At 47.3% G+C, this 19,008-nt stretch carries 17 protein-coding genes and 1 pseudogene; 10 read left to right on the top strand and 8 right to left on the bottom strand.

Annotation, left to right across the window (positions count from 1 at the left end):
* The first annotated feature begins 6 nt into the window (after window positions 1–6).
* From BUC22_RS21915 to BUC22_RS22325, 8 genes and pseudogenes are all read left to right on the top strand, one after another.
* On the top strand, window positions 7–147 hold the full coding sequence (locus BUC22_RS21915; RefSeq protein WP_013378652.1) for a hypothetical protein: 141 nt from the start codon (window positions 7–9) through the stop codon (window positions 145–147).
* An 11-nt stretch (window positions 148–158) separates the two neighbouring features.
* Window positions 159–1,325 carry a uroporphyrinogen decarboxylase family protein gene (locus tag BUC22_RS14475; protein ID WP_013378653.1) on the top strand — a complete coding sequence of 389 codons (1,167 nt, stop codon included), beginning with the start codon at window positions 159–161 and terminating at the stop codon, window positions 1,323–1,325.
* A 10-nt stretch (window positions 1,326–1,335) separates the two neighbouring features.
* Complete coding sequence (locus BUC22_RS22470) at window positions 1,336–1,458, top strand: hypothetical protein (RefSeq protein ID WP_013378654.1); 123 nt, start codon at window positions 1,336–1,338, stop codon at window positions 1,456–1,458.
* A gap of 98 nt (window positions 1,459–1,556) precedes the next feature.
* On the top strand, window positions 1,557–2,831 hold the full coding sequence (locus BUC22_RS14470; protein WP_013378655.1) for an SLC13 family permease: 1,275 nt from the start codon (window positions 1,557–1,559) through the stop codon (window positions 2,829–2,831).
* A gap of 174 nt (window positions 2,832–3,005) precedes the next feature.
* Window positions 3,006–4,358 carry an MATE family efflux transporter gene (locus tag BUC22_RS14465; protein WP_013378656.1) on the top strand — a complete coding sequence of 451 codons (1,353 nt, stop codon included), beginning with the start codon at window positions 3,006–3,008 and terminating at the stop codon, window positions 4,356–4,358.
* 183 nt (window positions 4,359–4,541) lie between these two features.
* Window positions 4,542–5,327, top strand: a complete 786-nt coding sequence (locus BUC22_RS14460) for an electron transfer flavoprotein subunit beta/FixA family protein (protein ID WP_013378657.1) — start codon at window positions 4,542–4,544, stop codon at window positions 5,325–5,327.
* Window positions 5,328–5,339: 12 nt separating this feature from the next.
* Window positions 5,340–6,182 (top strand): annotated as a pseudogene (locus BUC22_RS22330) (electron transfer flavoprotein subunit alpha/FixB family protein); the annotation flags it as partial.
* A gap of 354 nt (window positions 6,183–6,536) precedes the next feature.
* Entirely contained in the window at window positions 6,537–7,679 is a 1,143-nt protein-coding gene (locus BUC22_RS22325) for an acyl-CoA dehydrogenase (protein WP_041689989.1), read from the top strand.
* Window positions 7,680–7,850: 171 nt separating this feature from the next.
* Here BUC22_RS22325 and BUC22_RS14440 read toward each other — a convergent pair whose 3' ends face one another.
* The gene (locus tag BUC22_RS14440; protein WP_041689799.1) at window positions 7,851–8,738 is read right to left on the bottom strand and encodes an amidohydrolase family protein; all 888 of its coding nucleotides are present in this window, start codon (window positions 8,736–8,738) and stop codon (window positions 7,851–7,853) included.
* 128 nt (window positions 8,739–8,866) lie between these two features.
* On the opposite strand from BUC22_RS14440, the gene BUC22_RS14435 reads away from it, so the two are divergent.
* On the top strand, window positions 8,867–9,505 hold the full coding sequence (locus tag BUC22_RS14435; protein WP_013378660.1) for an HAD-IA family hydrolase: 639 nt from the start codon (window positions 8,867–8,869) through the stop codon (window positions 9,503–9,505).
* A 31-nt stretch (window positions 9,506–9,536) separates the two neighbouring features.
* On the opposite strand, the gene BUC22_RS14430 is transcribed toward BUC22_RS14435, so the two are convergent.
* The 3 genes from BUC22_RS14430 to BUC22_RS14420 form a co-directional block, all read right to left on the bottom strand.
* On the bottom strand, window positions 9,537–10,718 hold the full coding sequence (locus BUC22_RS14430; protein WP_158308575.1) for a GHKL domain-containing protein: 1,182 nt from the start codon (window positions 10,716–10,718) through the stop codon (window positions 9,537–9,539).
* A 110-nt stretch (window positions 10,719–10,828) separates the two neighbouring features.
* On the bottom strand, window positions 10,829–11,575 hold the full coding sequence (locus BUC22_RS14425) for a LytR/AlgR family response regulator transcription factor (protein ID WP_013378662.1): 747 nt from the start codon (window positions 11,573–11,575) through the stop codon (window positions 10,829–10,831).
* An 82-nt stretch (window positions 11,576–11,657) separates the two neighbouring features.
* Window positions 11,658–13,256, bottom strand: a complete 1,599-nt coding sequence (locus BUC22_RS14420) for an L-serine ammonia-lyase, iron-sulfur-dependent, subunit alpha (RefSeq protein WP_013378663.1) — start codon at window positions 13,254–13,256, stop codon at window positions 11,658–11,660.
* 151 nt (window positions 13,257–13,407) lie between these two features.
* On the opposite strand from BUC22_RS14420, the gene BUC22_RS14415 reads away from it, so the two are divergent.
* Window positions 13,408–14,565, top strand: coding sequence for an aldo/keto reductase (locus tag BUC22_RS14415; protein WP_013378664.1), 1,158 nt, complete (start codon window positions 13,408–13,410; stop codon window positions 14,563–14,565).
* 70 nt (window positions 14,566–14,635) lie between these two features.
* On the opposite strand, the gene BUC22_RS14410 is transcribed toward BUC22_RS14415, so the two are convergent.
* The 4 genes from BUC22_RS14410 to BUC22_RS14395 form a co-directional block, all read right to left on the bottom strand.
* A complete protein-coding gene (locus BUC22_RS14410) occupies window positions 14,636–15,403 on the bottom strand; it encodes an SDR family NAD(P)-dependent oxidoreductase (RefSeq protein WP_073383109.1) in 768 nt (255 codons plus the stop codon).
* Window positions 15,404–15,489: 86 nt separating this feature from the next.
* A complete protein-coding gene (locus BUC22_RS14405) occupies window positions 15,490–17,325 on the bottom strand; it encodes a glycerophosphoryl diester phosphodiesterase membrane domain-containing protein (protein WP_013378666.1) in 1,836 nt (611 codons plus the stop codon).
* A 213-nt stretch (window positions 17,326–17,538) separates the two neighbouring features.
* Window positions 17,539–17,868 carry an MGMT family protein gene (locus BUC22_RS14400; RefSeq protein WP_013378668.1) on the bottom strand — a complete coding sequence of 110 codons (330 nt, stop codon included), beginning with the start codon at window positions 17,866–17,868 and terminating at the stop codon, window positions 17,539–17,541.
* A gap of 98 nt (window positions 17,869–17,966) precedes the next feature.
* A complete protein-coding gene (locus BUC22_RS14395) occupies window positions 17,967–18,902 on the bottom strand; it encodes a 4Fe-4S binding protein (RefSeq protein WP_013378669.1) in 936 nt (311 codons plus the stop codon).
* Window positions 18,903–19,008: the final 106 nt, after the last annotated feature.

Genomic DNA, 19,008 nt, shown 5'->3' with positions numbered 1-19,008 from the left:
GAGAATATGTTTGAATCAGAATACTACACGACATGGGAAAAATATCAAGAAGAACATTTGAATATTTCTGATAACGCGTGTAAAACAGAAAAAATACAGAATTATGAAGAAGAGATGTTCAAATTTATTATGATGTTATTTTTATAGAGGGGAAGATTATGTTGACAAAATTACAAGAGTATGAAAACAGAAAAGCGGATTTAATTGCGACGACAGGGCATCAGGAGCCTCAATATGTTCCGGTTATGTTAGATGTGATTTCCTGGCCGATCGCATATCAGAAAAAGAAAACGGCGGATTTGATCAAAGATGCAGATTTAATGGTAAGAACTTTTACGAAAACACTCAGGGAAATATATTGTGACTGCATTACCTCAGCAGGAATTCCTTATCCATTGGTTGCTTTAAATATACTTGGCGGAAAAGGATACTTTATTTCGGAAGATGAAGTAACCATTCAGCATACGCAGAATTGCACGATGGAAGCTGAAGAGTATGGAGAGCTGATCAGGGACACGGAAAATTTTATTTTAAATATTTTGCCAAAACGTAAGTTTTCTAATTTGAATGGTTCGGACAATGAAAACTACGCTGTCTTAAAAAATGCGATTATGGCATTTTCAAAGCACATGGAAGCAGCCGGTAAACTTAGTGCTGCCCTTCAAAATGAACTGGGCGTTGTTGCGGTATGTGGAGGAAGAACAAAGGCAGCCTGCGATACAATGTTTGATCGTATTCGAGGATTTAGAGAAACAATTTTTGACATGAAGCGAAAGCCGGATGAGTTGTTAACCGCACTGGAACATGTGTTTGAGGTTTATGGAAACCCCGGATTAGAAAAACTCAGGGAAAATGGATCCACCGTGCCGTTTCCTTTTACTGCCTGTCATGCGGTTCCTTTTATTCGAAAGTCTGATTTTGAAAAATTTTGGTGGCCTACCTATAAAAAAGTTGTTGACCCCATTATTGCAGAAGGCGGAAGGATCTTTATGAAAAGTGAAGGACGGTGCGGGCATATTTTAGACGTATTAAAGGATTGTCCTAAATCTTCATTCATACTTCAATTAGATATGGAAGATGATCCTTATAAAGTTTATGAGAAAATAGGCGATCATGCTACCATTGCTTGTGGTATTACGACAAATCAATTAAAATGTTTATCAAAGCAGGAATGTTTGGATATTGCTAAAAAAGCCATTGATACCTTTGCGCCTGGAGGAGGTTTCATTTTCACAACAGACAAACCGCTCATTAGTGAAAATGATGTGAATCCGGAAAACTTATTTGCTGTCTATCAATTTGCACATGAATATGGAAAGTATTGAGGAAATTAAAATGAAAGAAAAAACATTGGATGAATTATTAAAAGAATTAGCAGAGGACGCTTCTTGGGAATGTGATCCGCAAAAAAGAGAGAAAATTGTTTCAGCATTTCGAATGATTTTAATCGAAATGTAAGAAAAAGCCACTGCGCCGATTAGACCGGATTTTATTGGCGCAGTGGCACATGGTTCACCAAAAAGTAGTAAAAACTATTTGGTTATGGAGGAAAGACAATGAACCCTATGTATATTTCACTTTTAATCTTACTTGCGGCGGTTATTCTTTATGTTTGTGGAAAATTTTCCTATTTGGCAATATCGATGAGTATCCCTATTCTTTTATATCTTACCGGAGTACTGGAGATTAACGAAATCTTTGTTGCGTTCACCAATGAAAGTGTAATTTTAGCAGGTTGCATGTTTGTGATCAGCGGGAGTATACTGTCAACAGGGGTAGCAGAGGATATAGGAAACTACATAATAAAGTATATTAAGAGTGAAAAAAGCGCTGTGGTCATCATTATGCTTGCTACAATTTTAATGTCTTCCTTTCTCAGTAATATTGGCACAGCCATGATAATGTTACCAATAACACTTGGGGTATGCAGATCGGCTAAGTACTCTCCGTCGCGCTTGTTAATGCCCATGGCATTTGCCTGTTCCCTGGGTGGAATGAATACAACGATCGGAGCACCCCATAATCTTCTCGCAAATTCCATTTTAGAGATAAATGAAATGCAAAGTTTAGGATTTTTTGAACTTTCTAAAATGGGAATTTTATTTTCGATAGCAGGGGTTTTATATTTTTATTTCTGGGGATATAAAATGTTGCCTGTAAATGGAACGATAAAGGAAACGGTAACAAGTAATGAAAAAAAGAGTATTTCTCCAAAAACAAAATATAGAAATAAAATTTTTGCTACGGTGATTTTTGTATTCTGTATTTTAGGATTTATTTTTGAAAACAGAATTAAGATGCCGGTTCATATTACTGCATTTATTGGAATGCTTTTACTTTTGTTTTTTCGTGTCATTAATGAGAAGGAAATGGTAAACATGGTTGATTGGTCAGGGTTAAGTATTTTAGCGGGAATGTTTCCTTTAGTACTCGCATTAAATAAAACAGGAGGCGTTAAGCTGATTGCAGATAATCTGATTAAGCTGGGAGGCGAGACAGCAAGTCCTGTTATATTTACAGCTTTAATTTTTATTGCAGCTGCGGGTATTACACAAATTATGTCTAATACAGCAAGTGCAGCGCTTTTATACCCGATTGCAATTGCTGTCGCTTGTGGTTTGAATTGTAATCCTAAAGTTATCGTGATTGCGGTAACTGTTGCGGCTTCTTGTGCTTTTATCACCCCTATTGGTACAGGAAGTAATACAATTGTCATGGCCAGTGGAGGATATCAGTTTAAAGATTATATGAAAATAGGATTGCCACTTCTTCTAATATGTTTTTTAGTTTACATTTTTTTCGCACCATTAATTTGGCCCATTTATTTTTAAAATTGTATGATATTTTGGATCGTATTTATTTAAAAGATTATATAAAAGACTCTCTCTATATATATAAAAATTAAGTTTAAAAAGTGAAAATAAGCTAGTGTTAAAAGAATAAATAAAAGTGCTCTTAAAATCTCTGCCTAATGTTATAATATTACAATAAAGGGAGGGATGCCTGTGGAAAAACAGAATGACTTTACTAAAGGGAGCATATCCGGCAATATTATGCGCCTGGCATTTCCGATGATGGCCGCACAGCTGATTAATGTGCTGTACAGTGTGGTTGACCGCGTCTATATCGGCCATTTACCGGATGCCTCGACACTTGCGCTGACAGGTCTGGGTCTTACCTTTCCAATTATCATGATCATTACGGCTTTTGCCAACCTTTTTGGCATGGGCGGCGCGCCGCTCTGCTCCATTGCCAGGGGGAAGGGAGATGACCGCAGGGCAGAGCGTATTATGGGGAATTCCTTTGCCATGCTGCTCATCTCCGGCGTTTTGCTCATGATCGTATGCCTGATTTTTAAGAGGCCGATTTTATACGCCTTTGGCGCCAGTGACCAGACCTTTCCGTACGCTGACGACTATGTTGAAATATATCTCTGCGGCAGTCTCTTTGTGATGATCGGCCTGGGAATGAACAGCTTCATCAATTCACAGGGCTTTGCAAAAACTGGAATGATGACTGTGGCCCTGGGGGCCCTGGTTAATATTCTGCTGGACCCGGTATTTATTTTTATCTTTGGTTTGGGCGTCAGGGGCGCAGCTCTGGCGACAGTGCTGTCTCAGCTGCTTTCAGCCCTCTGGGTTTTACGCTTTCTGACAGGAAAAAAAGCCATCTACCGCCTCAGTCTGAAAAGTATGAGGCTGGATTTTTCGCTGATCGGCGAGATTTCAGGGCTGGGCCTGTCGGGGTTCATTATGTCGGTCACCAACAGCGCGGTGCAGATCGTATGCAATGCGAGTCTTCAGTTTTATGGCGGAGATATTTACGTGGGCGTTATGACCGTCTTAAACTCCATTCGTGAGGTGCTCACCATGCCAGTGCAGGGGATTACCAATGGGGCGCAGCCGGTACTCGGCTTTAATTATGGGGCTGGGGCTTACGGCAGAGTGCGGAAGGGAATTCAGTTTACAGCCATCATCGGGGTGGCGTACACCTTTATTGCCTGGTTGATTCTGATGCTTACGCCCCAGGCCTTTATCCATATTTTCAACAGTGAGCCGGAGCTTATAAGGCTTGGTGTGCCAGCTTTGTATATTTATTTTTTCGGGTTTTTTATGATGGTGCTGCAATTCTCAGGCCAGACCGTTTTCATTGCCCTCGGCAAATCGAAGCAGGCTATTTTCTTTTCGCTGCTTCGAAAAGCAATCATTGTTATCCCGCTCACCATGTTCCTGCCAACGGTTTTCGGCCTTGGTGTCAACGGTATTTTTCTGGCAGAGCCCATCTCCAATTTCATTGGGGGAGCAGCCTGCTTTATTACCATGATGGTCACTGTATGGTCAAAAATGAAAGAAGAATAGCCGCTTAAAAGTCTCTGCGAAATATGTGTTTATTTGCAGAGACCTTTTTTAGTGGATAAAATACAAACAAATGGGTAAATATATTCATGTTATAAGTTAAATGCCTGACAATTGTGTTTGTTTGAGCTGCACGTAAGATGCTGCTTTTTTATTTGAAACCGATTGAAAAAAGGAGGTAATCAGATGAATGTTGCTGTATGTATTAAGCAGGTTCCTGCTGTGTCGGAAATTAAGCTTGAAAAGGGCACAAACCGAATGTTGAGAGAGGATGTGCCTGCGGTTGTAAACCTTTGTGATAAAAATGCTTTGGAGGAGGCCCTCAGACTTCGGGAAAAGCATGGAGGCAGGGTAACGGTTTTAACCATGGGGCCGCCCCAGGCCGAGGAAGCGCTCCGGGAGTGTGTCGGCATGGGGGCAGATGAAGCGGTTCTGCTTTGTGACGACGCTTTGCAGGGGTCAGATACACTTGCCACAAGCCGCGTGTTGGCTGCAGCGGTCGAGAAGCTGGGCGGCTATGATCTGGTACTCTGCGGTAAGCAGGCCAGCGACGGCGATACAGGGCAGGTGGGCCCTGGAATTGCCGAACGGCTGGACTGGGCTCAGGTCACTTATGTGAACCGGCTGAAGGTTGAAGATTATGTTTTGACAGCAGAACGTGAAAATAGAGATGGTGTTGAAATCCTGCAGACCGCGCTGCCAACAGTCTGCACTATTACGGAAAAAGCCCATGCGCCGAGACACCCCTCGATAAAGGGCAAAATGAAATCAAAAAGTGTGGAGATCCGGACATTATCAGCGGAGGATATTGGGTTAACACCGGATGATGTTGGCTTTAAGGGCTCAGCGACCCAGGTGGCCGGGACTTTTTCACCAGCAGTTCTGGATACTGGCGTCCGGATTGACGCGAAGGACGGTCAGAAAGGCGCAAAAGTCCTGTTTGAAACCCTGGAAAGCCTGGGCGTGTGGTAAGGAGGAAACATCATGAAAGAAAATGCGATTTGGATCTTTATTGAAAAAGAGGAGGAGCAGATCAGGCGCGTAAGTCTTGAACTTTTGTCCAAGGGAAAAAAGCTCAAGCATGAAGATGGCGAGCTGGTTGCTGTGGTTTTTGGCTATCTTTCCTGTGATATGACCACCGAGCTTTCAGGTTATGGGGCGGATATTATTTTAAATGTCCCGGGCGATGGCTATGAAATTTACAGCACCGACACCTATACCGATGCGATGGAAGCCCTGATCCGGCGTTACACGCCGAATCTCCTGCTGGTGGGAGCGACCCATAATGGCCGTGACCTCTGCGGACGTCTAGCAACCCGTCTGGAGCTTGGCCTTGCGGCGGACTGTACAGAGATTGAACTGGAAGAAAATAATGCCGCTACCTTTATCCGCCCGGCTTACGACGGTAAGGAGTTCGCCAAAATTACCATGGCCACACGTCCCCAGATCGGCAGTGTCCACTCTGGTATTTTTGCCAAGGGCCTGCCAGTGGAGGGCCTGAAGGCTGAGGTGATCGAGGAAGATATTCCGATAAAGGAAAGCGCGCTGCGGGTGAAGCTGCTGGAATATGTCGAGGCAGTCTCAAAGGTTGCGGATGATTTGGAGGAAGCAGATATTGTGGTGGCCGGCGGACGCGGCCTCGGAGGTCCCGAGGGCTTTGATGTCATACGGGAGCTGGCAGACGCCCTTGGCGCTGCGGTCGGCGCTTCCAAGCCAACAGTGGAGGATGGCTGGATTGACATTGAGCATCAGGTAGGCGTTACTGGTAAAAGAATCCACCCGAAGCTTTATATCGCCTGCGGTATTTCCGGGGCGGTACAGCACACGATGGGCATGAAGGACTCGGATATTATTGTCGCCATCAATAATGACCCAGAGGCCCCTATCTTTAAAATTGCCCACTACTGTGTGGTTGGCGATTTGTTCGAGGTGGTTCCGGCCCTTGCCGGGATGATCCGTGAAAAGCGCCAGCTCAGATCACCGGCAGAGCGGAGCCAGAATCCAACCGATACACAGGCGGCTTATTTCGAAGAAAAAGCATCTAAGGACCAGGAACATCAGACGCCTGAAATTGAGAAGAAAGAAGAAACAGCAGCGGTTCCTTTAGAAAGAGGACCAAAGCGTGAGATTAAAAAGATTAATACGGTTGATAAAACCCATACGGACGAGGAGGAAGAAACCATGAATTTTGAACTGTCCAAGGAACATCAGGAGCTGCGTGAAATGTTCCGTGAATTTGCCCAGATGGAAGTAAAGCCCATCGCCAAGGATTTGGATGAAAAGGAACGTTTTCCAGAAGAGACCATTCCCAAGCTGGCTGAAGCCGGTATGCTGGGGATCCCTTTTCCGGAAGAATACGGCGGAGCGGGTATGGACAATCTGGCCTACGCCATGTGCGTCGAGGAAATTTCAAAGGTCTGCGGCTCCACCGGGGTTATTATTTCAGCCCACACCTCTCTGTGCGCATGGCCGATCTTTGCCTTTGGAACAGAGGAACAAAAGCGTAAATATCTGGTGCCACTGGCAAAAGGTGAACACCTCGGAGCCTTTGGCCTGACGGAGCCGGGCGCTGGAACAGACGCGGCGGGACAAAAGACGACGGCTGTTCTTGAAGGCGACCACTATGTTTTAAACGGCAGCAAAATATTCATTACCAACGGTGGAAAAGCCGATACCTATGTTATTTTTGCCATGACGGATATCACAAAAGGCAACCACGGTATCACCGCTTTTATTGTGGAAAAGGATTTTCCGGGTTTCTCCATCGGCAAAAAGCTGGACAAAATGGGAATCCGCGGTTCCTCCACAACCGAGCTGATCTTCAAGGACTGTATTGTGCCAAAGGAAAACCTGCTCGGCGAAGTCGGAAAGGGCTTTAAGATCGCCATGAAAACCCTGGACGGCGGACGGATCGGCATTGCCTCTCAGGCTCTGGGACTGGCGCAGGGAGCCATTGATGAAACCATCCCTTACGTCAAGGGCAGGGAACAGTTTGGACAGCCGCTGTCGGCTTTCCAGAACACCCAGTTCCAGCTGGCCAACATGATCGCCAGGGCAGAAGGGGCGCGCCTGCTGGTTTATCAGGCAGCCTGCGCGAAAGATGCAGGAAAACCCTATAATCATCTTGCCGCTTTAGCCAAGCTCGTCGCGTCAGAAGTAGCGAGAGACGTTACCTGTGAGGCCGTCCAGCTTTTCGGCGGCTACGGCTTTACAAGGGACTACCCGGTAGAACGGATGATGCGGGACGCCAAAATTACCGAAATCTACGAAGGCACCTCCGAAGTCCAGCGCATGGTCATCTCCAGCTGGGCAGGGGTAAAATGAAGCTGAGTCCAGTTTTGCAAAGCAAAACTGGCAGCGAGTAAGGAGAGAGCGGCAGCGAACGAACGAGCGGAACGAAGCAAACGTCTTGTTGAGAAAAGCCCTCCAAAGGAGGGCTTTTCTCAATAAAGACGCTGCTGCATACGAAAATTAAAAATGAAAAATTCTCCATTTTCAATTTTCCATTATAATCCCTCCAGCCTTAAACCTTTCCCGCACCGTTGCCTCTGCCTCTGCAAGCCGGGCGTCCAGAAAGGCCTGGTCAGGTACAGCCTGCCTGAAATAGCCATACTCATCAAAAACCCCCCGGGGATGCGTCACCCGGAAGGCTCCGGCGTCACTGCCAAGGGCTACGGCGGCCCCGAGGTCAAAGGCTCTCTGGATATTGGCGAGCTGCCGCTCATGGATGCTTGTCAGAACAGTGTCATTATACCGTCCGCTACCGATGATATTACCGGTTATGGCAATGGTAGGGCACCAGACTGCTCCGGTTTCCTTCAAAAGAGAAAGACATTCCGCATCCATGAAGTTGCCATGCTCAATGCTGTCCACACCAGCCTCCAGGGCAACTTTTATATGATCGGCGCCATTGACATGGGTCATGACTGAATAGCCTTCAGAATGGGCGATACGAACCATTTCAGCCACCTCCTGCCCTGGCAGGCCCGGGCAGCTTAAACGTCCGGCGTGGTCAAAATCCATGATGCCGGCAGTCATGATTTTTATAAAATCACACCGATAGGAGCGGGCTTTCTGAACAAGCCGGGCATATTCCTTCAGGCTGTCATAGGCAAAGCCAACGATTCCGCCGTAGTAACCCCGATGGTGGATGGCAAATACCGGCGTCCGGTAGTCAATACCGTATTCTTGCGCCAGGTCGGCAGCCAGCCGTGAAACGCCCAGATTATCGCCGCCGTCACGGATAAAGAGGACATTCCGTTTTTGGTAGGCTGACAGGACCTGCCGGATCAGGGCTTCATCGGGGCCGTTTCTGTGTTTTGCCGCGGCTTCACGGAAGCATACACCATCCATGATCATGTGGGCATGGCATTCTCCAAACATACTGATCCCTTCTTCGTTTAAATTCTGAATTCTATTATAACGCCGGATTACCATAAAACAAAGGGAAAGCTGTAAAAAAGACAGCAGAACTGCTATAATAAAGCTATTGTGATACCAGGAGGTAGAAAATGGATTACAAAGCATATCTTTTTGATTTTGATTATACACTGGCAAATTCAGAAAAGGGCATCGTCATGTGTTTCCAGCATGTTTTTGAACGCAATGGCTTTAAAGGGATTGAGGAGGATGCCATTAAGAAAACCATTGGCTTAACCCTGGAGGAGGCGTTTATGCTGCTGACGGGCATTAAGGACCGGGAGACCGTTGCCGGCTACCGGAAACAGTATGTCGAGAAGTCCGATGAAGTGATGGTGGCAAACACTAAGCTGTTCCCCGAAGCGCTGCCCATGCTTAGAAAACTAAAAAAACAGGGAGTGAAAACAGGGATTATCTCCACGAAATACCGCTATCGGATTGAGAGCACTATCCGCCTTTATGGTATGGATGAATTGATTGACCTGGTTATCGGCGGCGAGGATGTGGAAACAGCCAAACCAAGCCCGGAAGGGGTCTGGAAGGCGTTGGACAGGCTGAAATGTGGCAGAGAAGAAACACTCTATATCGGTGACAGTCTGGTTGATGCCCGCACCGCCCAGAATGCAGGGGTGCACTTTGCAGCCGTGACCACAGGCACAACCACCGCCGCAGATTTTGAAACAGTGCCTCACGTGAGCGTTATGGAAAATTTGTCTGAGCTTGTAAAATGAACCATTAAAAAAACGGCATACTGCCGTTTTTTTAATGGTTCAGCAAAATTTGGAGTGTAAACAGGCGGTTCTCTGTTTTATAATGCAGAATGCCGCTATATTTTTTTACAATAAAAGCAATGCTCTGTGTGCCGATGCCATGATGCTCGTCGTGGCTGACGGGAAGGCCTTCTTCATTAAACTCAGCCTGGCCGTTAAAGCTGTTGCTGATTTCAATGACAAGCTTATCCGGATACTTCCGGCAGATCAGATCAATGCTCCGTTCATCAGAAGCAGGGAGCTTGCTGCAGGCGTTAAGGGCATTTTCAAGGGCGTTTGAGAAAATGACGCAGAGGTCGGTATCCTCTACAAAAAGCTCTCTGGGAATGGACAGATCGCTGCAGATCGTGATGCCTTTTGTCATGGCCAGATCCGTGTATAAAGAAACCAGCGTGTTCACCAGATAATTTTCACAGAACTGATAATAGGAAGTTTCATCAATCATGCTTTGTATCTGGCGGGAATAGGCTTCGGCCTTCTCCGGGTGTCCATCCTGCAAAAAAGCGATGATAATACCAATGTGGTGGCGCATATCGTGCCGGTACATGCGGATAACCTCCATTTTCTGCTGCTGAGTATCAAACTGGCGTTTTTGCAGATTGATCTGAAGGCCTAGAAATTCGGCCTCCCGGCGGGCGCTGGTGAGCTCATAGGAACGCTGAAAGGTAATAAAGATCACCGCATAAACGCCAAACATGGTCAGGTAGACCAGCCCCAGTGTAGGAAGGACCTGGGGCCTTTCATAAAAAATTGTGGGAAAAAGCACCAGAGAAATGATCACTGTACAGAACAGTGCCGGTACAAAGGAGATCAAAATCCAGCCAGTTTCCAATGATTTTGCGAAAAGCCGGAAGGGCTTGCGCAGATACCGGGTATAAAGCAGAAAGACACCCCCATAGAGCAGAAGCCTCAGAAGCAGTTCTGTATAAAAACCGCCGCCCAGGGCCTGTGTGCCATAATAGGAAAGTATGACAATGGCAAAAAAAAGGTTGATCTGGGTCCAGAAGTTAAACTGGGCTTTAAAGATATCATCCTTTGCCAAAACGGCCAGCAGAATAACACAGGGCAGGGTCGTGGTGAACAGAAAATATCGAAAGAGCACGTCAAGACCTGCTGCATAGAGAATAATGCCATTGATCGTCATAGCGGCTACAAAGAAAAAGAAAATGATCAAAAAACACTTCCTGCGGGAATAGCGGAACTCTGTCATAACAAAAATCAGGCTAATGGTACATAAAAGGGATAAAGACGCCCGTAAAAATGACTGGCAGAAGGTTCCGGACATCATAGCAGGAGGCCGCCTTTATTATGCAGAAGAAAATTGAGATACTGTTCCTTGACCGCTGTGTAACGGCGTCCGGCAATGGGGATAATCGTGCCGTCCTCCAGAATAAAGCTGTCTGAATTTAAGGTGCTGATAGCATGGAGATTTACTATAAATGCGCGGTGTGGCCGCAAAAAACAGCCGGGATCATTGAGATGATTTTCGAGTTCGGTCAGGGTAATGGTCGAGTTGGCCGTGGCAATGGCGGCGCCGTCCTTTTTGTGGATATAGAGCACATGACTGATATGCTCCACATAGGTAATGTCGTAGGCCTTCAGGCTCTGGATGCCCTGAGGGGTAGTTATGACAAGACGCTGAGTCTGGGTCAGCGTCAGTCGGTCCAACAGCTTATCCAGGATGTCATAAAATTTTTGTCTGTCAAGGGGCTTAAGAAGGTACTGAAAAGCATTTACTTCATAAGATTTCAGCGCATAGTCTGGGGAAGTGGTCAAAAAGATGATTGTGCTCTCATCATCAATGGTCCGAAGCGCCTTGGCTAAGGCGATGCCATCCATCTCTGGCAGAATAATATCCAGAATTAGAATATCAAAGTGGTTTTGCCCCTCCACGGTATCCAGCAGGGCATGGCTGGACTGGAAGCAGTCCAGAGAGATCGTCTTTTGTCTGCTTTTACAGTAGTTTTTTATAATGGCGGCCAGCTCAGCCAGCTCATCGGGCTGGTCGTCGCAGATGGCAATTTTTATCATGGCTGTTCCTCTTCATTTTAGGCTTTTTATCATTATAGCACAATTTAAAAAAATCGTGAGTTTATTTAAGCGGTAAAAAGCGTCATTCGTGCGGCTGTCCCGCATTTTTTGCCATCGCAAGAGCAGCCGGAGTAAGGCAGAGTCCGCCGTTTCCAGTACAGCGAAGTTCAGATGGGAGCTGGCGGCCCACGCGGTACATTGTCTCGATGGTTTGGTCAAGAGGTATCTGGGAATCGTAGCCGCCGAGCGTCATTTCCGCGCTGGTCAGAGCATTGGAAACCGACATGGCGTTCCGGCTGATACAGGGGATCTCAACTCTGCAGGCAACCGGGTCACAGATGAGTCCAAGGACATTCTGCAGCGCGGTAGAGGCAGCGCGCAGAGATAAGATCGGGTCTTCGTTCACGAGGGAGACCGCCATCGCTGCGGCCATGGCGCTGGCAGCGCCGTTCTCTGCCTGGCAGCCGCAAAGCTCGGCGGCAAAGGTAGCCTGCTCTGCGATGAATACGCCGATGATGCCAGCGCACAGTAAGGCCTTCGCAGCTTGTTCTAAAGCCTTTTCAGGTAAAACAGGCGGGAAAGAAGGGGGTATTCCTGTCTCTTGAAGCAGTGCGAAGAGCACTCCGGGAAGCACGCCGCAGGAGCCTGCCGTTGGTCCGGCGACCACGACGCCCATGGCGTTGCTGGCCTCCATGACAGCGGTGCTGTAGACTGCTCCGTTTTGATAAGGACTGGCGGAAAGAAGCCTGCCGGCAGAAGCTGCCGCTGCCATTGACCGGGCCGAACGGTTTGTAAGGCTTTCGCCATTTGAAGCGTCCAGCAAACCAAAGCTTATGGATTGATGCATGGTTTTTACGAGCATTTTGGAATAGCTCAGCACTTTCTCCGCAGCCCATCCGCTCCTGGCGGCTTCATATTCAACTGCGGCCTGCCAGAGTGGCATGGGATTTTTGTCTAAAAATGCGGTGAGCGCGCCAGAGGTGCTGAAAGGCAGCGCTGCTTGCGCGGGCGTGGGTACAGGAAGGATGGCGGGAATATAGCGCAGTGTTTCCGGTGCTGTTTTTATGAGTCTTTTAATTTCATCGGGCGAAGTGGATGCTTTCAGCGGCAGCGCATAAAAACCAGTGCCGCAGATCAGGCTTTTGGTGTCAGCGATGGCTGGTGGCAGCGTCTCCAGAAAGGTTCTGAGAGCGCCCTGTGTTTCCGTAGTGTAAAATCCTGCGAGTACAGGACAGTCCCCTTTGAAATCGACGGGGGCACCGTTGAGGGCAGTTATGCAGAACATTCCGCCGCCTATGGAAAGAGAAGTGACACAGAGACGCCCGGAAGGGCCCCCAAGAACAAGGTCACAGGTGTTAGGATGCTCGCAGGCTGTGTCGGTCAGGCAGATATCAAAGCCAATGCTTTTTTCTTTAAGACGGCGGAGGCTGTTTTTAAAGTCAGGATGGTTTAGCGGCAAGCCAAGAAGGCCAGCGGCAAAGGCAATATCCGACTTTTGACCTTTATAGGTGGTGGCATATGAGCTGCTTTTGGGAAAAATCAGCTGAACGGATTTAAAATCCGGCATCAGACTGCCGGTAAAGTATCCGATACGGCCTGGGCCGGCTGTGTGGGAGCTGGAAGGTCCAGTCATCACAGGCCCCAGCACATCATTGAAAATACTGGTTTTATAATTAGTCATAAAGAACTCCTTTGGTGGGCTGCTTTTATTGTAAGTCTGAAGAGGGAGCAGGGTCAAGAAGAAAAGGGCTTTTGTCCGACGAAATTTTACATCTGTTTCGCAGGAGAAAAGGGTGATATAATACGGTTAAATGGGGAAAGGAGCAATTGCTATGGAATATCGAAGAATAAAGGGGATCGAGACACCAGTCAGTGTGATTGGCTTTGGAGGCGTCTATCTGGAGGGAATGCCCGGGGAGAAAATCATTGAGATGATCCACCACGCCATGGATCTTGGCGTTAACCTGCTGGATCTTTACATGCCCCAGCCGGAAATAAGAGATGCGATTGGAGAGGCAATAAGGACGCACCCTGGCAAAATGATGATACAGGGGCATTTATGTACAGTATGCGGTGGTGATGGGCAGTATATCCGCAGCAGAAATCTGGAAGAGGTGAAGCGCTCCTTTGAGGATATGCTGGACCGGCTGAAGCAGGACCACGTGGACTTTGGGATAATTCATTTTCTGGATTCGGAAAAGGATTGTGAAGCAGTAGAAAAAAGCGGTATTTTGGAGTATGCCCTGGATTTAAAGAGCCATGGCGTTATCCGAAAGCTTGGATTTAGCTCGCACAATGCTGTTACTGCCATGAAACAGGTGGAGACCGGCTTGTACGAGATGCTCATGTTCAGCCTCAACCCAGCCTATGATCTGGACCACGGACAGAGGGAGGTTGAGGATATCATGGAATTTAGAGGCGTATCGGTGGATGAAAGGGCGCTGGGGATCGCTCCGGCCAGAATCGCTTTGTATCAGCTCTGTGAGGCCCTTGGAATTGGCATTACTGTCATGAAAGCGCTGGCTGCAGGGCGGCTTTTGTCAGCGGAAAGCTCACCTTTTGGAAAAGCCATGACACCGGCGCAGTGCTATCACTATGCGCTGGATCGTCCTGGAGTAGTGTCTGTGCTGCCTGGCCTTTCCACGCTTCATGAAATTGACGAGGCGGCAGCCTACTGCCAGAGCACTGAGGCGGAAAGGGACTACAGCGCTATTGCCGAAGCGCCCAGCTTTCAGATGCAGGGGCAATGCATGTACTGCAATCACTGCCAGCCCTGCCCCATGGGCATTGATGTGGCGGCAGTGACAAAATATCTGGATGTCGCCAGAGAGCATGGGGGCAGACTACCAGGAGCCACAGCTGAGCATTATAAAGCGCTGGCGGTGCACGCCTCAGACTGTATCGAATGCGGAAGCTGTTTGAAGCGCTGTCCCTTTGGTGTGGATGTTGTTGTCAATATGCAGGAAGCCCGCCGTATTTTTGGACTGTAAAATAAAAAGCCCTGTCTCTCCACTATGCGCAGCAGTGCGGAGGGGAGATGACAGGGCGTAAATTTATTTGTCAGACGATTGAAGTGCCACCGTCTACGACAATGTGCTGGCCAGTGACATAGCTGGAAGCATCACTGGAAAAGAAAAGTACCGGTCCGCTGACCTCGCCGCGTTTTCCAGGACGGCTCATAGGACATTGGGCGCTGTACCCCTGAAGGAAGGCTTCAGACTTAAAGAGCGTATCCTTTGTCATTTCGGATTCAAAAAGCCCTGGGCATACGGCGTTAACGGTGATATTAAATTGCCCATAGGAGGCAGCCATCCCGATTGTCAGACCAAGAACCGCGCTTTTGGAGGCGTTGTAGGAGTGGCGGATAAACATATCGGCCTTGTCCCCGATCAGCGCGTTGACAGAACTGATATTAACGATTTTTCCGTAATTTTGTTCTTTCATATGCGGGACGACATATTTGCTCATAATAAACATCCCTTTGACATTGACATCCATGGCGTGGTCCCAGTCTTCTACGGTCAGGGTATCTACACCGCCGCGGACAGCAACGCCGGCGTTGTTGAGCAGAATATCAATTCTGCCAAATTTTTCGATTATTTCTTCAACGGCTTTTTTAACACATTCTTCGTCAGTCACATCGCAGGAAATGACCAAAACCTTTCGGCCCATTCCGGAAATTTCGGAGGCCACCTGCTCCAGTTTTTCTTTTCTTCTGGCAAGCAGTACAACATTTGCGCCGTTTTGCGCATATGCTCTTGCGGAATCTGCGCCTAACCCGCTGGAGGCGCCTGTGACGACCGCTACTTTATCTGTCAAATCAAACATATCAATTATCTCCTTCTATTTTATAATGGTTAGTAATTATTAAAATAGAAATACCCATTTTAAACAGCTTCAAACATCGACTGGCTTCATGGGTTTTGTTGGTCAATAACCTCACGGCCTGCGGCGGGTTTATCGGTAATCAGGCCGAGCACCCCAAGATCGAGATACTGTCGCATGGCCTTGGACTCATCCACCGTCCAGACATAAACCGGGAGCCATGCTTTTCTGGCTTTGCTGATCAGGCTTTTTGTGACCATATTCTCCTCAACGGTGAGGAAGTCAATGTCCATATTGACCAGCCGCCTTGTGTCTGCCTTGCCCAGATTGCCGTAGACACAGTAGCCAACCGTATATTCGGGGTGCAGGGTTTTTAGCTGTTCCACCAGGCTGTAGTCCAGGGACATGAACATACAATTTTTTTCATCATTCTGCGCTTCAACGACTTTGGCGGTTTCAGCGGCAACGTCAGCGGTTTCGTGTCCGTGGGTTTTCAACTCAATGAGCAGTTTGATCTGTCCTTTTGTGGCCTTTATTACTTCTTCGAGAGTTGATATCTTCCCCTTAGCGTCGTTTTGGAACAAGGTCAGTTCACCGAGCTCCTTAGCGGTCAGGTCATAGACGTTGACATTTTCGCCGGAAAGACGCTGGAGATTACTGTCGTGGATGACCATTGGCACGTTATCTTTAGATAAAAGAATGTCAATTTCCGCGTAGTCAGCGCCCTGGTCAATCCCCCCCTGGATGGAGCCGAGGGTATTTTCCACACCCTCCGAGCTTCCGCGGTGCCCGATGACGATGGGGCTGTGCAAAGCGGGTGGATTATAAAAGAGGCTGAACATGCCTACGGCAGCCAGAATAACAACGCCAAGAGCAATGGGCTTCTGGTGTTTGATAAAAAAGGGATGGGCTTTGATATGCGTCCAGGCGCTTTTGGCCGTATGGCGTGAAATATGAAAAAAACTCATGGCCTTTTCCTTTGTGTGGCCAAGCCTTTCGTCAATAAAGGGAAGGGCTTCCCCGTCAATATTTACCCGTCCATCGAGCCTGCTGTAGCCCGCAGTCAGGATCGTTAAAAGCAAAAGAATGAGGGTGATGCGCAGCAGGCCTGCCAGCAGAAAGCCCATAAGCGGCGCAAACATATTTCCTGAAAAGAGACTCAGGAAAACAGTGAAAGGGCCGTTGCCGGAGATACCGGGGAAATAAGTGGGTACAAACCCTGGAAAGTTAAACAAAACAATCCATAAAATCAGGTAAATGCCAAGCGCTAAAGCATCAGGCAGACGCCCTTTTTTTAAAATACTGAAGCTTCGCCGTGAAGCCTTCATGAACGAAACGCGGTCCAGAACCATGGCGGGCAGTACGAAAAGCAGAATAACAAAAAGTACAAATATAACCACGTAAAACAGGTAAACACCAATATTTCCAAGCAGGGTTTTTGACAGCTCTCCGGTGATAAAATTGGGAATCCGGGTCTGCGGCAGCAGCGACGGGCGTAAGCCGATATGTATCAGCGGCAGGAGCCCCAGCGCATAGGCAGTAAAACCAACCGAGCCAAAATTTTCAAGGCTTTTATAGGTCGTTAAAGCCATTTTCATGGCAGTGCCAAGGCGGATTGGATTTTTATGAAGCCTGTGGTAGAGCATTAAGATGATGACAGAAAACTCATAATAAACCATAAGTGCGCCCAGCGCCAGCATGATGATGAGGGTAATGACCCCGGGAATATTGGTAAAAAAATTAAGAATTCGCTCGTTAAATGCCAGACTGTAGCCGCTGAGGTTCAAAAAAATCTGCATGATAAATGACAGCAGCGGTTTCAGCAGAACGGAGCAAAGTATTTTATATACAACCTCAAAAGCCAATAGTGCCGGAAAGGTCTGAATAAAGGCAATGAGGGTATTCTGAATATTTTTTGATTTCATGTCAGAGACCCCAGAGTTTTTTAATAGTTTACCATAAAATCAGACAGCGGACATGAAAAACAGAAATTTTGTTATAAGAAAAAAAGCTGTTGGAAGATGTGCGTGAGGTCTATTACCATCTTGAGGGTATAGCTGAAAATCTTGGTATTCCAGCGGATAATGCGGTATTAAGGGAGCTGTATTTTAAGGATGTGAAGCTGTCAGCTTTCCCTTTTAATGGGAAAAGTCTTCAGCAATTTTCCAGAGACAGCACCGCATATTGACCTTGCCGTTTGGCAGAAAAGCCACGCCTTCTTTTTTCAAAAGCTGTTCCTGAATACCAGGACCGCCGAAAATAAGTCCCTTGCAAAGGGAGCCGTCACTGAAGACAACCCGGTGACAGGGGAGTTCCAGATGAGCGGGAACATGGCGGAGGGCAGCGCCCACGGCTCTTGCAGCCCGGGGACGGCCAGCCAGAAGAGCTACCTGCCCGTAAGTGGCTACCCGGCCTTCTGGGATATTTGCGATGACACGATAGAATTTTTCGTTGAGTGATACAGACATTAGGCGTTACCTCCTGATTATAATTTCATTATAGAAGATTGTTCTGTGAAAAACAACGTATAAAAAGCCTCCATTGTTTCTGGAGGCCTTTAAAAAAATCAGCAGGTAGCGCCAGATACGGTCGCAATACCCAAAATATTGTCTTTTTCGTCTAATAAATCATTAGTGGTCAGAGCGCGCTCTACAGCTTCCGCGCCCAGGCGTTCAACGGTAGAGCCAAAACGTTCGCTGTTCTGCCCTTCTTTTTTGTATAAGAGAATGGCTTTTTCCACAACATCCATGATTTCGCCGCGGGTAAACAATGTTTTTAGTTCAGTGCCGCGGCGGATCGATTTTCCCCAGCGGCCTCCAACATAAACTTTATAACGGACTTCACCGTCAGGAATCGCGTCAAAACGGCAGTTATCAACACATAAACCGCAGTTGTTGCATTTTTCCTCGTCAATGACGAGTTTTCCGTCTGTTACAGTGGCAGCATCCATTGGGCAGCGGTCCTCAACAGAGCACTTGCTGCAGCCCTTGCACAGCGCATCATTATAATTGGGGATTTTCTGGCCGACGATACCTAAGTCATTGAGGTCAGGTTTTACGCAGTTATTTGGGCAACCGCCAACAGCAATTTTAAATTTGTGAGGCAGTGTAACGTCCCGATAGCCCTCGTAAAAACGCTCGTGTATTTCGCGGGCAAGACCCTGTGTGTCAATCAGGCCATAGGTGCAGACCGTTCCTTTACAGGCAACAACAGGGCGGACTTTTGGGCCAGTACCGCCGGTTACCATGCCCTCTTTAGCGATAAATTCCTGAAAAGGTACAATATCATCCCAGGTCAAGCCCTGTACTTCCACGGTAAGACGAGTGGTAAAGGCAATGTTGCCATTCCCGAATTTCTCAGCCGCTTCACTCAGGCAGGCAAACTGAGCGGCGTTTAAAACGCCGTCCTCTGTGATAACGCGGGCAGCAAAATGTTCGTGGTCATTATTGAACAGGAAGCCCTGTCCCTTGACGCGTTTAATTTCTTCAGGTGCGATGTTCATAAGCTTGTAAATCTCCTTTTCCGTTTAGGTGAAAATATTCTTTGTTCTTCAGTCTATAGATTAACGGATTTCTTGACGATTGTAAAATAGTATTTTATAATCAGTT

The sequence above is a fragment of the Eubacterium callanderi genome (assembly GCF_900142645.1).
Classification (GTDB): domain Bacteria; phylum Bacillota; class Clostridia; order Eubacteriales; family Eubacteriaceae; genus Eubacterium; species Eubacterium callanderi.
The sequence above is the reverse complement of the archived record's forward strand: the minus strand, read 5'-3'. Positions and strand labels throughout refer to the sequence as shown.

What these genes read in the sequence shown, in the direction of transcription:
- BUC22_RS21915 (WP_013378652.1), top strand. Translation starts at nt 7, where the DNA reads ATGTTTGAATCAGAATACTACACGACATGGGAAAAATATCAAGAAGAA.
- BUC22_RS14475 (WP_013378653.1), top strand. Translation starts at nt 159, where the DNA reads ATGTTGACAAAATTACAAGAGTATGAAAACAGAAAAGCGGATTTAATT.
- BUC22_RS22470 (WP_013378654.1), top strand. Translation starts at nt 1,336, where the DNA reads ATGAAAGAAAAAACATTGGATGAATTATTAAAAGAATTAGCAGAGGAC.
- BUC22_RS14470 (WP_013378655.1), top strand. Translation starts at nt 1,557, where the DNA reads ATGAACCCTATGTATATTTCACTTTTAATCTTACTTGCGGCGGTTATT.
- BUC22_RS14460 (WP_013378657.1), top strand. Translation starts at nt 4,542, where the DNA reads ATGAATGTTGCTGTATGTATTAAGCAGGTTCCTGCTGTGTCGGAAATT.
- BUC22_RS22325 (WP_041689989.1), top strand. Translation starts at nt 6,537, where the DNA reads ATGAATTTTGAACTGTCCAAGGAACATCAGGAGCTGCGTGAAATGTTC.
- BUC22_RS14440 (WP_041689799.1), bottom strand. Translation starts at nt 8,738, where the DNA reads ATGTTTGGAGAATGCCATGCCCACATGATCATGGATGGTGTATGCTTC.
- BUC22_RS14435 (WP_013378660.1), top strand. Translation starts at nt 8,867, where the DNA reads ATGGATTACAAAGCATATCTTTTTGATTTTGATTATACACTGGCAAAT.
- BUC22_RS14425 (WP_013378662.1), bottom strand. Translation starts at nt 11,575, where the DNA reads ATGATAAAAATTGCCATCTGCGACGACCAGCCCGATGAGCTGGCTGAG.
- BUC22_RS14420 (WP_013378663.1), bottom strand. Translation starts at nt 13,256, where the DNA reads ATGACTAATTATAAAACCAGTATTTTCAATGATGTGCTGGGGCCTGTG.
- BUC22_RS14415 (WP_013378664.1), top strand. Translation starts at nt 13,408, where the DNA reads ATGGAATATCGAAGAATAAAGGGGATCGAGACACCAGTCAGTGTGATT.
- BUC22_RS14410 (WP_073383109.1), bottom strand. Translation starts at nt 15,403, where the DNA reads ATGTTTGATTTGACAGATAAAGTAGCGGTCGTCACAGGCGCCTCCAGC.
- BUC22_RS14405 (WP_013378666.1), bottom strand. Translation starts at nt 17,325, where the DNA reads ATGAAATCAAAAAATATTCAGAATACCCTCATTGCCTTTATTCAGACC.
- BUC22_RS14400 (WP_013378668.1), bottom strand. Translation starts at nt 17,868, where the DNA reads ATGTCTGTATCACTCAACGAAAAATTCTATCGTGTCATCGCAAATATC.
- BUC22_RS14395 (WP_013378669.1), bottom strand. Translation starts at nt 18,902, where the DNA reads ATGAACATCGCACCTGAAGAAATTAAACGCGTCAAGGGACAGGGCTTC.